The sequence below is a fragment of the Streptomyces bullii genome (assembly GCF_042657145.1).
Classification (GTDB): Bacteria; Actinomycetota; Actinomycetes; order Streptomycetales; family Streptomycetaceae; genus Streptomyces; species Streptomyces bullii.
In genome coordinates, this window is the sequence record NZ_JBHSNY010000013.1 from 25,681 (window position 1) to 39,404 (window position 13,724).

General features: G+C 72.0%; 10 protein-coding genes and 2 pseudogenes. 4 read left to right on the plus strand and 8 right to left on the minus strand.

Annotated elements, in window-relative coordinates:
* Positions 1 to 106 precede the first annotated feature (106 nt).
* Positions 107 to 466, plus strand: a complete 360-nt coding sequence (locus tag ACFPZJ_RS32255; protein ID WP_381029074.1) for a cupin domain-containing protein — start codon at positions 107 to 109, stop codon at positions 464 to 466.
* 22 nt (positions 467 to 488) lie between these two features.
* Here the strand turns inward: ACFPZJ_RS32255 and ACFPZJ_RS32260 are convergent.
* The 8 genes and pseudogenes from ACFPZJ_RS32260 to rhaI form a co-directional block, all read right to left on the minus strand.
* A pseudogene (locus ACFPZJ_RS32260) lies at positions 489 to 1,202 on the minus strand (VWA domain-containing protein).
* 306 nt (positions 1,203 to 1,508) lie between these two features.
* A pseudogene (locus tag ACFPZJ_RS32265) lies at positions 1,509 to 1,904 on the minus strand (ATP-binding cassette domain-containing protein); the annotation flags it as partial.
* 173 nt (positions 1,905 to 2,077) lie between these two features.
* Complete coding sequence (locus ACFPZJ_RS32270; protein WP_381029076.1) at positions 2,078 to 2,749, minus strand: LutC/YkgG family protein; 672 nt, start codon at positions 2,747 to 2,749, stop codon at positions 2,078 to 2,080.
* Positions 2,746 to 4,233 carry a LutB/LldF family L-lactate oxidation iron-sulfur protein gene (locus ACFPZJ_RS32275; protein WP_381029079.1) on the minus strand — a complete coding sequence of 496 codons (1,488 nt, stop codon included), beginning with the start codon at positions 4,231 to 4,233 and terminating at the stop codon, positions 2,746 to 2,748. The genes ACFPZJ_RS32270 and ACFPZJ_RS32275 overlap by 4 nt, the downstream gene beginning before the upstream one ends.
* Positions 4,230 to 4,985: a (Fe-S)-binding protein gene (locus ACFPZJ_RS32280; protein ID WP_381029082.1), complete on the minus strand. Its 756-nt coding sequence runs from the start codon at positions 4,983 to 4,985 to the stop codon at positions 4,230 to 4,232. Before ACFPZJ_RS32280 ends, ACFPZJ_RS32275 begins: the two co-directional genes overlap by 4 nt.
* 69 nt (positions 4,986 to 5,054) lie before the next feature.
* Positions 5,055 to 6,503: a rhamnulokinase gene (locus ACFPZJ_RS32285; RefSeq protein WP_381029577.1), complete on the minus strand. Its 1,449-nt coding sequence runs from the start codon at positions 6,501 to 6,503 to the stop codon at positions 5,055 to 5,057.
* Between the two features lie 14 nt (positions 6,504 to 6,517).
* Positions 6,518 to 8,557 carry a bifunctional aldolase/short-chain dehydrogenase gene (locus ACFPZJ_RS32290; protein ID WP_381029084.1) on the minus strand — a complete coding sequence of 680 codons (2,040 nt, stop codon included), beginning with the start codon at positions 8,555 to 8,557 and terminating at the stop codon, positions 6,518 to 6,520.
* A 131-nt stretch (positions 8,558 to 8,688) separates the two neighbouring features.
* Positions 8,689 to 9,849: an L-rhamnose isomerase gene (gene rhaI / locus ACFPZJ_RS32295; protein ID WP_381029087.1), complete on the minus strand. Its 1,161-nt coding sequence runs from the start codon at positions 9,847 to 9,849 to the stop codon at positions 8,689 to 8,691.
* Positions 9,850 to 10,109: 260 nt separating this feature from the next.
* Between rhaI and ACFPZJ_RS32300 the strand changes: the two genes are divergently transcribed.
* Genes ACFPZJ_RS32300 through ACFPZJ_RS32310 form a run of 3 tightly spaced genes read left to right on the plus strand, consistent with a single transcriptional unit; the run spans position 10,110 to position 13,723 of the window.
* Complete coding sequence (locus ACFPZJ_RS32300) at positions 10,110 to 11,627, plus strand: sugar ABC transporter ATP-binding protein (RefSeq protein WP_381029090.1); 1,518 nt, start codon at positions 10,110 to 10,112, stop codon at positions 11,625 to 11,627.
* Between the two features lie 52 nt (positions 11,628 to 11,679).
* Entirely contained in the window at positions 11,680 to 12,720 is a 1,041-nt protein-coding gene (locus ACFPZJ_RS32305) for an ABC transporter permease (RefSeq protein WP_381029092.1), read from the plus strand.
* Positions 12,713 to 13,723: an ABC transporter permease gene (locus tag ACFPZJ_RS32310; RefSeq protein WP_381029095.1), complete on the plus strand. Its 1,011-nt coding sequence runs from the start codon at positions 12,713 to 12,715 to the stop codon at positions 13,721 to 13,723. The genes ACFPZJ_RS32305 and ACFPZJ_RS32310 overlap by 8 nt, the downstream gene beginning before the upstream one ends.
* The last annotated feature ends 1 nt before the right edge of the window (position 13,724 follow it).

Here is a 13,724-nt window from a genome sequence, read left to right on the forward strand (position 1 = left end):
CGGGCGGACCATGGAGGGGTGGGGCGGGGCTACCGCCGTGCCACTCGGGGCAGACGGAGACCGGCCCCGGGTCGCGCGCAGCGCGGCCGGAAGGGAGGAGAGCGTCATGCTGGAGATCAAGACGCTCGACAAGCCCGACGAGCGGCGCGACTTCCCCCGCGGGCACCTCGAAGCCGTCCACATGAGCGGACTGGACTTCGCCGTGGCCACCTTCGAACCGGGCTGGCGCTGGTCCGAGTCGGTGAAGCCGATCGCGGGGACCGACAGCTGCCAGGTCCACCACAACGGCTACGTCGTCCAGGGACGCCTGCGCATCCGCATGGACGACGGTGCCGAGCAGGAAGTCGGACCCGGCGACGTCTTCGTGTGCCCACCGGGCCACGACGCCTGGGTCGTCGGCGAAGAGCCCGTCATCGCCTACGACTTCGCCGGGCAGATGGCGCAGGAGTACGCGAAGGCGGACTAGGACCGGGTACCGTCCTCGTCGCTCACACCGGCAGCAGTCGGCCGACCAGCGCGCCGAGCTGCCGAGCCGTGCGGCACTCGTACATCTCGACCAGCTCGGCGTAGGCCGGCACGACGGAGTCGCCCGTGCCCCAGCGGGAACGCTGCTCGGGGTCCAACCAGTAGACGGCGGGCCTGTTCGGCCAGCCGGCGCAGGGCCGGCAGGTTCGGGTCCGCCCCGTTGGTGCGGGCGTCGCCCAGGACGAACACGGTGGTGCGGGGCCCCACGGCGCCGCCGTACCGCTCCGTGAACTCCGCCAGGGCGACGCCGTAGTCGCTGCTGCCGTGCCAGCCGGTCAGCGTCGCCTGCGACCGGATGCGGGCGCCGAGGCCCTCCGGGTCGGCGGCGCCGCGCACCAGCAACCCGGTCACTCGTCGATCCGGTTGACGAACGCGAACACCCGCACCTTGCTGAGCTGGTCGTGGAGTGCCTGCACCAGCAGCATCGTGAAGTCCGAGAACCCGGACACCGAGCCGGACACGTCCACGCCGCCCGCGTCGAACACCGACCGTTGGCCCGAGGTGTGCAGCAGCGTCGCGGCCAGCGCCTCACGCAGCAGCTCGCGGTCCGCGAACCCCAGCGCCTCCAGGGCCCGCGCCGCGTCCACCGTCTCCCCGGTGCCGACACGCACGCCGTGCGAGCGCAGCGCGCCGACTAAGCCGGTCAGCCGGGCCGCGACATCCTCGGCGGTGTTCACACCGCGTCCAGGTGGAGTCCGGCCGCAGACTTTCAGGACGTCGTCCTGGTGCTTGAGGAGCACGCCCAGGGTGTCGCGTACGGCGGTCTCGTCGAGCGTCTCGGCGCCGAGGGCCAGCAGCGTGCGCGCCCAGTCGATCGTCTCGGCCACCGACGGCGCCTTCCGCAGGCCCATCGCGCGCAGCGCGCCGATCACCCGCACCACGGACGCGGCCAGCGCGGCGTCGATCCCGGGCACCTTCAGCCGTACGATCCGCCGCTCCAGCTCCTCGTCGGGGAAGTCGAGTGCAGGAACAGGCAGCGGCGGCACGCGCCGGCCGGCGAGTTTGAGCGGCAGCACCGCGTCCTGCGCGACGGTCAGCGTCTCCAGCAGGTTGTACTGCTGGAAGACGAACCCGATCCGCCCTCGCCGGAACCTCGTCAGCTCCGCCTCGCCGCCGCCCGTCAGCTCCGTGCCGCCGACCCGCACGATCCCGCTGTCGGGCCGGTCCAGCCCGGCCGCGCACTGCAGCAGCGTGGACTTGCCCGAGCCCGGCGGACCCATCACCGCCGTGAAGGTGCCGCATCCCAGGACGAGTGTCACGCCGTCCAGGGCGGTCACGGCGCTGTCGGCGGTCCCGTAGGTCCTGCTGACCTTGACCAGCCAGAGCGCCTCGGGGGCGGGGCCAGGGTCGGGGGTACGTCGTGGCCCGGTGCGCAGCATCGTCATCACCTTCTCGTGCGGCACGCCCTGTGCCTCACCGACGACGCGGAGACGACGGCCGCACCACAGGGGGCGCAGAACCCGTCATGCGGGGTGTCCTCAGCACCACCGGTGATCCTGCGCCTGCCCGGTTCCGCGCACGGTACGGCCGGCCACCGGCCGCCCTCCGGCCGCTACGCGGTGGCCGCCCCGCTCTCGTGACCGCTCACCAGCACCACCTCCAGGGTGCGCGGACCGTGCACCCCCTCGACCCGGTCCAGCTCGATGTCGCTGGTCGCCGACGGACCGGAGATCCAGGTCAACGGGCGGGCGGGGTCCAGGCGTTCGAGCGCCTGCGGGACGGACGCGACGACCTGCGCGGGGACGCGGACGACGCAGATGTGGTGGTCGGGGACGAGCGTGACACGGCGGCGGCCCTGGTCCGGCGAACCGTCCAGCACGATCGTGCCGGTCTCGGCGACCGCCACCGCGCACGCCGTCACCACGCTGTCGACGCGGTCCAGCTCGTGCGGGGTGCTCTCGGCCCGGTCCGGCACCCGCTCCACGCCGGCCTCCGCGAGCCAGCCCGGGTCCAGGCCGGGCGGGACGACGACCGTCCTGGCGTCGCGCGCCGCGAGCAGGCCGGCGATCACCGAGGCGAGTCCCTCGGTCGTGCACCGGTGCACGACCGCCCGGTAGTCCGCCAGGTTCTCGGCGAGCAGATCGACGGTCTCCTCTACGGTCCGCTCGCCGTGCTCCCGGAGATAGTCGCGGGGCACGGCCCGCTCGTACGGGGTGCCGTCGTCTCGGGGCACGTCCGCCAGCGCGCGCCGCACCCGGCCGAGGATCCGTTCCCTGCTGCTCACTTGCCGCCGTCCTTTCCGCCGCGCGTGCGCTGCCACCAGTCCCGGAACGGCTCCGCCGGCACCGGAGGCAGGTCCCGGCTCCCGCTCCACGCCCGGCCGGGACCCGGCAGCGTGCGCGGATGGAAACGGCGGGTACGGGACGCCAGCCGCTGGCCGGTGCGCAGGGCGCCCGGGTGCGTGAACGCCCAGCGCGCCGCGCGCATCGCCGCCCGCTCGGCGGCGTGCCCCTTCGCGGGCCGCAGGACGACCTTGTTGCCCGCTTGAGTGACCTGCCCGCCCTCCACGACCCGTTCCCGCAGGTGCACCAGGACCTCAGGGATGTCGATGGCGACCGGGCAGACCTCGTAGCAGGCCCCGCACAGCGACGAGGCGTACGGCAGCGAGGCGTCGATCTCGCTGGCCGTACCCCGCAGTTGGGGGCTGAGGATGGCGCCGATCGGGCCCGGGTAGACCGAGCCGTAGGCGTGGCCGCCGGCCCGCTCGTACACCGGGCAGACATTCAGGCAGGCCGAGCAGCGGATGCAGCGCAGCGCCTGGCGGCCGACCTCGTCGGCGAGGGTGTCGGTGCGGCCGTTGTCCAGCAGCACCAGGTGGAAGGTGCGCGGCCCGTCGGCCGTCGCAAAGTCCGTCGTGCCCGTCCACATGGACGTGTACGGGTTCATGCGCTCGGCCGTGGAGGAGCGGGGGAGGGTCTGCAGGAACACCTCCAGATCCCGCCAGGTCGGCACGGTCTTCTCGATGCCGACGACCGAGATCAGCGTCTCCGGGAGGGTGAGGCACATGCGGCCGTTGCCCTCGGACTCCACGACCACCAGCGTGCCGGTCTCGGCGACCATGAAGTTGGCGCCGGAGATGCCGACCTTGGCGCGCAGGAACTTCTCCCTCAGATGCAGCCGGGCGGCCTCGGCGAGCTCGGCGGGCTTGTCCGTCAGCCCGTCCGGCGCCGGGCGGCCCCACTGGCCCATCTCGCGGGCGAAGATGTCACGGATCTCGCCGCGGTTGCGGTGGATCGCCGGGACCAGGATGTGGGAGGGCCGGTCCTTGCCCAACTGCACGATCAGCTCGGCCAGATCCGTCTCGTAGGCGCGGATGCCCTCCGCTTCGAGGGCCTCGTTGAGCCCGATCTCCTGTGTCGCCATCGACTTGACCTTGACGACCTCGGTCTCGCCGGTCGCCTTCACCAGGTCCGCCACGATCCGGTTGGCCTCGTCGGCGTCGGCCGCCCAGTGGACCGTGCCGCCCGCCGCCGTGACCGACTCCTCCAACTGCACGAGGTAGCGGTCGAGATGGCGCAGCGTGTGGTCCTTGATGCGCTTGCCCGCCTCGCGCAGGGCCGCCCAGTCGGACACCTCGGCGACCGCCTTGGCCCGCTTGGCGCGGATGGTGTGCGTGGCGTGCCGGAGGTTGCCGCGCAGGGTCGCGTCGTGCACGGCCTCGTGCGCGGCCTTCGGAAACGCCGGCATCCCGACGAAGGTCCCACTCATACGGCCGGCTCCTCCTTGGTGCTCGCCAGGATCTCCGCGATGTGCACCGGCCGCATGCCGGTCCGCAGCCGGGCCATCGTGCCACCGATGTGCATCAGGCAGGAGTTGTCGGCCGCGCACAGCACCTCGGCGCCCGTGGACTCGGCGTTGCGCACCTTGTCGGTGCCCATCGCCGCGGAGACGTCGGAGTTCTTCACCGAGAAGGTGCCGCCGAAGCCGCAGCACTCCTGCGCCCCCGGCAGCTCCACCAGCTCCAGCCCCTCCACGGCCCGCAGCAGCCGCCGCGGCCGGTCGCCCAGGCCCAGCCCGCGCAGCCCGTGACAGGTCGGGTGGTACGTCACCTTGTGCGGGTAGTAGGCCCCGACGTCCGTCACGCCCAGCACATCCACCAGGAACTCGGTGAGCTCGTACGTCTTCGGCACCACCGGCGCCAGCGTGGCCGCGAGCGTGTCGCCCCGGCCCTCGGCCCGGGCCCGCTCGCCCATGCGCGGATACAGCTCCCGCACCATCGCCCCGCACGACCCGGACGGCGTCACGATCGCCTCGTACGCCCCGAAGACCTCGGAGAAGTGCCGGGCCAGCGGCTCGGCCTCGTGCCGGTAGCCGGTGTTGTAGTGCGCCTGTCCGCAGCAGGTCTGTGCCATCGGGAAGTCGACGTCGACGCCCAGCCTGGTCAGCAGCCTCACCACGGCGCGCCCGGTGTCCGGATAGAGCGTGTCGTTGACACAGGTCAGGAACAGGGCGACACGCATCGCGGCTCCTTGTGGTCGATCTTCGGATGAGAAGCGTAGTCAGGGGCCGGGGGCCCGGGACAGACCCCGTCAGTCCCCCGCGAGCCGGGCCTGCGCGGCCCGCCAGCGCTCCGTGCCGCCGCGCGGCTCGTACCGCGTGAGCGGCTGGGTCCGGGTGAGCAGCCCCCGCATCCCCGGCAGGTCGCCGACCAGGCCGTGCGCCCGGGCCTGCACGAGGACGTTGCCCAGGGCGGCCGCCTCCGTCGGGCCCGCCACCACCGGCAGTCCGCAGGCGTCGGCGGTGAGCTGGCACAGCAGCGCGTTGCGGGTGCCGCCTCCGACGACGTGCACCACGTCGACGGGATGGTCCGCGAGCCGCTGCGCGTCCTCGATCGCCCTGCGGTGGGCGAGGGCCAGCGAATCGAGGATGCAGCGGGTGGTCTCGGCGGGCGTGACGGGCACCGGCTGTTCCGAGGCCCGGCAGGCCTCGGCGATCCGCTCCGGCATCCGGCCCGGCGCCAGGAACGCCGAGTCGCCCGCGTCGACGACCGACCTGAGCGTCGGCACCTTGGCCGCCTCCAGCAGCAGCGCTCCCAGGTCCGGCTCGCCCCAGGCCCTGACGCACTCCTGGAGCAGCCACAGGCCCATGATGTTGCGCAGGTAGCGGACCGTGCCGTCCAGGCCCAGCTCGTTGGTGAAGTTGGCGGCCCGGCTCTGCTCGGTGAGCACCGGCGCGGTCAGCTCCAGACCGGCCAGCGACCACGTGCCGGTGCAGATGTACGCGAACCGCTCCCCGGTCGCCGGGACGGCGGCCACCGCCGACGCCGTGTCGTGGGAACCGACCGTCGTCAACGGCACCGGACCGGTCAGCCCCGTCTCCTCCAGGACGTCCGGCCGCAGCACGCCCGCCGGATCACCGGGCTGTCGCAGCGGCGCGAACAGCCCGAGTTCGATGCCGAGCCGCTCCGCGACGTCGTACGACCACCGCCGGGTGCGCGGGTCGATCAGCTGGGTGGTCGAGGCATTGGTCAGCTCCGTGCCCTGCTCGCCCGTCAGCCAGTACGCCAGCAGGTCCGGGATCAGCAACAGCCGCCGGGCCTGGGCGAGTTGGGCGGTGGAGCGGGCGGCGGTCAGCTGGTACAGCGTGTTGAAGGGCGCGTACTGCAGCCCGGTCGCCGCGTACAGCTCGTCGGCGGGCACGGTCGCCCACACCTTCTCGGCGACGCCCTCGGTGCGGCCGTCGCGGTAGTGCACGGGGTTGCCGAGCAGCGCGCCGTCGGCGTCCAGCAGGCCGTAGTCGACGGCCCAGCTGTCGATGCCGACGGAGTCGAGCCGTCCGGACAGGGCCCCGGCAGCCTTCAGCCCGTCCAGCACGCCCGCGTACAGCGCGAGGATGTCCCAGCGCAGCCCCTCGGGCGTGCGCACGGGCCGGTTGGGAAAGCGGTGGACCTCGGTCAGCTCCAGGCTGTCGGGGTCGACGCGGCCGACCATGACGCGCCCGCTGGACGCGCCGAGGTCGACCGCGGCGTACGACTTCACGGACGTCACCGCCGTCACCGCAGGAACGCGGCGGCGACGCCGGCGTCGACCGGGACGTGCAGCCCGGTGGTGTGCGTCAGCTCACCGCCGGTCAGCGCGAACACGGCGTTCGCGACGTGCTCCGGCAGCACCTCCCGCTTCAGCAGCGTCCGCTGCGCGTAGAACTCGCCCAGCTTCTCCTCGGGCACCCCGTACACGGCCGCCCGCTGCGCCCCCCAGCCGCCGGCGAAGATCCCGGAGCCGCGCACCACGCCGTCCGGGTTGACGCCGTTCACCCGGATCCCGTGCTCGCCCAGCTCGGCCGCCAGCAGCCGCACCTGGTGCGCCTGGTCGGCCTTGGTGGCGGAGTAGGCGATGTTGTTAGGCCCGGCGAAGACGGCGTTCTTGGAGGCGATGTAGACGATGTCGCCGCCGAGCCCCTGCGCGGTCATCACCCGGGCCGCCTCGCGCGAGACGAGGAAGGAACCGCGGGCCATGATGTCGTGCTGGAGGTCCCAGTCCTTCGCGGTCGTCTCCAGCAGCGGCTTGGAGATGGAGATCCCCGCGTTGTTCACGACCAGGTCGACACCGCCGAAGGCCAGCACCGCGGCCTTGAACGCCTCGGCGATCCGCTCCTCGGACGTCACGTCCACGGTCACGGCGACGGCCTTGTCGGGCCCGCCCAGTTCCTCGGCGACCGCGGCGGCGTTCTCCCCGTTCAGGTCGGCGACCACGACACAGGCGCCCTCGGCCGCCAGCCGGCGCGCGATCGCCTTCCCGATGCCGCTGCCCGCGCCCGTGACGAGCGCGACACGGGTGGCCAGCGGCTTCGGCTTCGGCATCCGCTGCAGCTTGGCCTCCTCCAGCGCCCAGTACTCGATACGGAACTTCTCCGACTCCTCGATCGGCGCGTACGTGGAGACCGCCTCGGCGCCCCGCATCACGTTGATCGCGTTGACGTAGAACTCGCCGGCGACCCGGGCGGTCTGCTTGTCCTTGCCGAAGGAGAACATGCCGACACCCGGCACGAGCACGATCGCCGGGTCGGCCCCGCGCATCGCGGGGGAGTCGGGCCCGGCGTGCCGCTCGTAGTAGGCGGCGTACTCCTCGCGGTAGGCGGCGTGCAGTTCCTTCAGCCGGGCGACCGCCTCGTCCAACGGGGCCGTCGGCGGCAGGTCCAGGACCAGCGGCCGGACCTTGGTCCGCAGGAAGTGGTCCGGGCACGACGTCCCCAGCGCGGCCAGCCGCGGGTGCTCGGCCCGGGCCAGGAAGTCCAGGACGACGTCGGCGTCGGTGAAGTGCCCGACCTGCGGCTTGTCCTGCGAGGCCACCGCCCGCACATACGGAGCCAGCGCCGCCGCCCGCTCCCGCCGCTCGGCCTCGGGCAGCGCGTCGTACCCGTCGATCACCGGCCCGAAGGGCTCGGTCCTCCCCCGCTCGGCGAGGAACTTCTCGGCGGTCCGGATGATGTGCAGCGAGTTCCGCTCGCACTCCACCGACGTGTCCCCCCACGCCGTGATCCCGTGCCCGCCCAGGATGCACCCGATGGCCTGCGGGTTGGCCTCCTTCACGGCCGCGATGTCCAGCCCCAGCTGGAAACCGGGCCGCCGCCACGGCACCCACACCACCGAGTCGCCGAAGCACTCGGCGGTCAGCTTCTCCCCGTCGGCGGCGCACGCGAGCGCGATCCCGGAATCCGGGTGCAGATGGTCCACGTGCCGGGCGTCGACGAGCCCGTGCATCGCGGTGTCGATGGAGGGCGCGGCGCCTCCCTTGCCGTGCAGGCAGTAGTCGAAGGCGGCGACCATCTCGTCCTCGCGCTCGACCCCCGGGTACACGCCCTTGAGCGCCCGCAGCCGGTCCAGCCGCAGCACGGCCAGCCCCGCCTCGGTGAGCGTCCCGAGGTCCCCGCCGGACCCCTTGACCCACATCAGCTCGACGTCGCCGCCGGTGACGGGGTCGGTGTCGACCCCCTTCGCGGAGGCGTTGCCCCCGGCGTAGTTGGTGTTCCGGGGATCGGCGCCGAGCCGGTGAGAGCGAGCCAGAAGGGCGTCGGCTTCGGGATGGGGTGCCATGAGTACCAGTTCCTTTTCAGAAGAGAGTGCGTACATGAGGGGCGGGGGCCGTATCGAGGTGCGGTTCCACCGGGTGGGCGCGATCAGCCCGGGACGGCCCGCAGGCCGCCGGAACAAGGCCCGGCAGACGCTTACGCGCCCCATCCGGCCTGCCGGCCACCGACCCGCTCGGCAACGATCTTCTCGGCCCACCCGGACCGGGCGTACGCGGCCAGGGGATCGGGGTCCAGCCCCATCTCCTCGCGCACCTGCGCCAGCAGGGGCCGCACATCGGTGCTGTACGCGTCCATCAGCACGGCGTTGGCCCCGAGCACATCCCCCGCGGCCTGCGCCGCGGCCAACGCGTCCCCGTCGACCAGCAGCGCCTTCGCCGTCGCCTCCTGCACGTTCATCACCGACCGGATGATCGCCGGGATCTTCGCCTCGATGTTGTGGCACTGGTCCAGCATGAACGCCACCTCGGACGTGAACCCGCCCCCGCGCACCACCTCGTACATGATCCGGAACAGCTGGAACGGGTCGGCCGCGCCCACCATCAGGTCGTCGTCCGCGTAGAACCGCGAGTTGAAGTCGAACCCGCCGAGCTTGCCCTCGCGCAGCAGCGTCGCCACGATGAACTCGATGTTCGTGCCCGGGGCGTGGTGCCCCGTGTCCACGACGACCTGGGCCTTCGGCCCGAGCTTCAGACAGTGGGCATAGGCCGTGCCCCAGTCCGGGACGTCGGTCGCGTAGAAGGCGGGCTCGAAGAACTTGTACTCCAGCAGCATCCGCTGCCCCTCACCGAGCCGCTCGTACACCTCCGCGAGCCCCTCGGCGAGCCGGTCCTGCCGGGCCCGGATGTCGTCCTGCCCGGGATAGTTCGTCCCGTCGGCGAACCAGAGTTTCAGATCCCTGGACCCGGTCGCGTCCATGATGTCGACGCACTCCAGCAGATGATCCACGGCCTTCCGGCGTACGGAGGCCTCGGGATGGCAGATGCTGCCGAGCTTGTAGTCGTCGTCCTGGAAGGTGTTGGAGTTGATCGCGCCCAGCTTCACGCCGCGGTCCTCGGCGTGCTTGGCCAGCGCGGCGTAGTCGTCGACCCTGTCCCAGGGGATGTGCAGGGCGACCGTCGGGGCCACCCCGGTGACCGCGTGCACCTGCGCCGCGTCGTCCAGCTTCTCCTGCGGCGTGCGGGGCACGCCCTGCTGCGCGAACACCTTGAAGCGGGTGCCCGAGTTCCCGTACGCCCACGACGGCGTCTCGACGGCCTGGGTCTTGAGAGCGGCCTTCGCCGCGGCGAGCTCGGTCACTTCAGGCTCCTGTGACATCGGGTCGTGAGACCACTGAGTGAAACGATTCAGAAGGGGAAGCTATGGGCCTCCGGAAGGGGTGTCAACCCCTCTCGCGCGGCACGTTTTCCGTGACCAGGGTGTGACCTTCGACTATCGAAATCTTTTCGACCCGGACCCATTGACGTGACATACGAAGCGCGCCTAACGTCCCGGCAACCCAGTTGAAACCTTTCACGACGCCGAGAGGGCCGTCCCGCCGGCGTCGTCGAGGAGCCCCCATGACCCACCCGTCCACCACGGGTCCGGCCCCGGTCCTGGCGCTCAGGGACGTCTCCAAGTCCTTCGGCGCGGTCCGCGCCCTGCGGGACGTCTCCCTGGAGCTGTTCCCCGGGGAGGTGCATGCCCTCGCCGGTGAGAACGGAGCCGGCAAGTCGACCCTGATCAAGACGCTCGCCGGAGTGCACCGGCCGGACGCCGGGCAGGTCCTGCTCGACGGTGAGCCGGTCGTCTTCCACGGCCCCGGTGACGCCCGCGACGCCGGCATCGCCGTCATCTACCAGGAGCCCACGCTCTTCCCCGACCTGTCGATCGCCGAGAACATCTTCATGGGCCGCCAGCCCAGGCGCGCCCTCGGCCGCATCGACCACAAGGCCACGCACGACGCGACCCTCGCCCTGATGCGGCGCCTCGGCGTCGAACTCGACCCCGACCGCCCCGCCCGCGGCCTGTCCATCGCCGACCAGCAGATCGTCGAGATCGCCAAGGCCCTCTCCTTCGACGCCCGCGTCCTGATCATGGACGAGCCGACCGCCGCCCTCACCGGCAGCGAGGTCGCCCGCCTCTTCGGCGTCGTGCGCACCCTGCGCGAACAGGGCGCCGCCGTGCTGTTCATCTCCCACCGGCTGGAGGAGATCTTCGAGATCTGCCGACGGGTCACCACCCTGCGCGACGGCGCCTGGATCGCCAGCGAACCGCTGGACGGCATGACCGAGGACGACCTGGTGCGCCGCATGGTCGGCCGCGACCTCGACGAGCTCTACCCCAAGCAGGACGTGAAGCCGGGCGAGGTCGCCCTGAGCGTGCGCCGGCTGACCCGGGAGGGCGTCTTCACCGACGTCTCCTTCGACGTGCGGCGCGGCGAGATCGTCGGCCTCGCCGGACTCGTCGGCGCCGGACGCACCGAGGTCGCCCGTGCCGTCTTCGGCATCGACCGCTGGGACGCCGGCGAGGTCTCCGTCGACGGCAGGCCGCTCGTCAACGGCGCCCCGTCCACCGCGATGGCCGCCGGACTCGCCCTCGTCCCCGAGGACCGGCGCGCCCAGGGCCTGGTGATGGACATGTCCATCGAGCGGAACATCGGCCTCACCGGGCTCCGTACGACGGTGAAGGCCGGGCTCGTGGACCGCCGCGCCGAGCGCAGCCGCTCCCTGGACTGGGCGGTCAAGCTCCAGGTGAAGTACGCCCGGATCGCCGACGCCGTCTCCACGCTCTCCGGCGGCAACCAGCAGAAGGTCGTCCTCGCCAAGTGGCTCGCCACCCGCCCCCAGGTGCTGATCGTCGACGAGCCGACCCGCGGCATCGACGTCGGCACCAAGGCCGAGGTGCACCGCCTGCTGTCCGAGCTGGCCGCCGACGGCGTGGCCGTCCTGATGATCTCCTCCGACCTGCCCGAGATCCTCGGCATGGCCGACCGCGTCCTGGTGATGCACGAGGGCCGGCTCACCGCCGAGATCCCCCGATCCCAAGCCACCGAGGAAACGGTGATGGCCGCAGCCACGGGGAGGGCCGCCGCATGACCGCCACAGGAAGGGCTGCCCGTATGGCCCCGTTCTCCACCGGGAGCGCCGCATGACGGTGACCGCTCCCGACCAAGCCCCCGTCGCCGAGGCGCCCAAGTCCAGTGGCACCCGGCTCGTCGACCGCGTCTTCAAGATGCGCGAACTCGCCATCGGCGTCGTCTTCCTGGTGATGATCGCCGTCACCCAGGCCGGCAACAGCGAGTTCCTCTCCGAGCAGGGCATCAAGGACCTGCTGCTGAACGCCACCATCCTGGTCCTGGTCGCCACCGGCCAGTCCCTGGTCGTCATCACCCGCAACGTCGACCTGTCGGTCGGCTCCACGCTCGGCATCAGCGCCTTCGCCGCGGGGACGTACCTCCAGGGCGGCGGCAACGCCGTCGTGGCGGTGCTCCTCGCCGTCCTCATGGGCGTCGGCTTCGGACTGCTCAACGGCCTGCTCGTCAGCCTCGGCCAGGTGCCCGCGCTCGTCGTCACCCTGGGCACGCTCTACATCATCCGCGGCATCGACTCGATCTGGGTAGGCTCCCGCCAGATCACCGCGGCCGACCTCCCCGGTGGCTTCGTCGACTTCGGCTCCGGCGGCATCTCGGCCGTGCCCTACCTGGCGCTGATCGCCCTCGCCGTCCTCGTGGCGACCGCCTACTACCTCAAGCACTTCGGCAGCGGACGCGAGCTGTACGCGCTCGGCTCCAACCCGGAGGCCGCCCGGCTCGCCGGCATCCCGGTGCGCAAGCGGATCCTGGCCGCGTACACCTTCTGCGGGGCGCTCGCCGGACTCGCGGGCGCCATGTACCTGGCCCGGTTCGGCAACGTCGACTCCGGCACCGGCACCGGCTACGAACTGACCGTCGTCAGCGCGGTCGTGGTCGGCGGCGTCGTCTTCACCGGCGGCTCCGGCAGCGTCTACGGCGCGGCCCTCGGCGCGCTGCTGCTGACCTCCATCAACAGCGTGCTGCCCGCCCTCGGCGTCAGCTCCGTGTGGGTGCTGGCCATCAACGGCATCCTGCTCATCCTCGCCATCGCGGTCGACCGGATCGTCGCGCTGCGCGTGGCGTCCGCCCTGAAGAAGAGGAACGCCCGCCATGCCTGAGTCCCTCACGCGCGCGATCCGCTGGGACACGGTGGTCGGCGCCCTCCTGATCGTCGTCCTGCTGTCCTCCTTCGGCTTCGTCGACGGCTTCGGCAACGCGCTCAACCTGTCGTTCCTGATCGGCAACACCCTGCCGATCGCGCTGATCGCCCTGCCGATGACACTGCTCGTCGTCTCCGGCGAGATCGACCTGTCGGTCGCCTCCACGGCGGGCCTGTCGGGCGCGGTGATGGGCGCCCTGTGGAACCAGGGTATGGCGATCGAGACGATCATCCCGATCTGCCTGCTGCTCGGCGTGGTCTGCGGGCTCGTCAACGGCCTGCTGGTGACCAGGCTCGGGCTGCCGTCCCTGGCCGTCACCATCGGCACCCTCGCCGCCTACCGCGGCATCGCGCAGATCGTGCTCGGCTCCGACGCGGTCACCGACTTCCCCGCGCAGTACCTCAACTTCGCGGCCGGACGCATCGGCGACACGTTCGTCCCGTACGCCTTCCTGCCGTTCCTGGTGCTGCTCGCCATCGCCGTGGTCACGCTGCACGCCACCCCGTTCGGCCGGTCGCTGTTCGCCATCGGGGCCAGCGAGGAGGCCGCCCGGTTCGCCGGCATCCGCGTCAGGCGTCACAAGCTGATCCTTTTCACGGTGACCGGCCTGATGGCCTCCCTCACCGGCGTCTTCTGGGCCCTGCACTACGCCAGCGCCCGCTACGACAACGCCACCGGCCTCGAACTGTCCGTCGTCGCCGCGGTGCTGCTCGGCGGCATCGACTTCGACGGCGGCAAGGGCACGATCGGCGGCGCGATCGCGGGTGTCTTCCTGCTCGGCGCGCTGCAGAACGTGATGAGTCTGGTCAACGTCTCCGCCCAGTCGCAGATCGTCGTCACCGGCGTCCTGCTCGTCGTCTCCGTGCTCGGCCCCCGGGTCGCACGCCAGATCTCCGTCGCGAGGGCCGGGCGTCGAGCCGCCTCAGCGCCGGTGTCCAAGGCACCCACGCCCACCTCCTGAC

Bases quoted from the DNA above. Each gene is read 5' to 3' on its own strand.
- ACFPZJ_RS32280 (WP_381029082.1), bottom strand. From the start codon at position 4,985: ATGCGTGTCGCCCTGTTCCTGACCTGTGTCAACGACACGCTCTATCCG.
- ACFPZJ_RS32290 (WP_381029084.1), bottom strand. From the start codon at position 8,557: ATGGCACCCCATCCCGAAGCCGACGCCCTTCTGGCTCGCTCTCACCGG.
- ACFPZJ_RS32305 (WP_381029092.1), top strand. From the start codon at position 11,680: ATGACGGTGACCGCTCCCGACCAAGCCCCCGTCGCCGAGGCGCCCAAG.
- ACFPZJ_RS32275 (WP_381029079.1), bottom strand. From the start codon at position 4,233: ATGAGTGGGACCTTCGTCGGGATGCCGGCGTTTCCGAAGGCCGCGCAC.
- ACFPZJ_RS32255 (WP_381029074.1), top strand. From the start codon at position 107: ATGCTGGAGATCAAGACGCTCGACAAGCCCGACGAGCGGCGCGACTTC.
- ACFPZJ_RS32310 (WP_381029095.1), top strand. From the start codon at position 12,713: ATGCCTGAGTCCCTCACGCGCGCGATCCGCTGGGACACGGTGGTCGGC.
- ACFPZJ_RS32300 (WP_381029090.1), top strand. From the start codon at position 10,110: ATGACCCACCCGTCCACCACGGGTCCGGCCCCGGTCCTGGCGCTCAGG.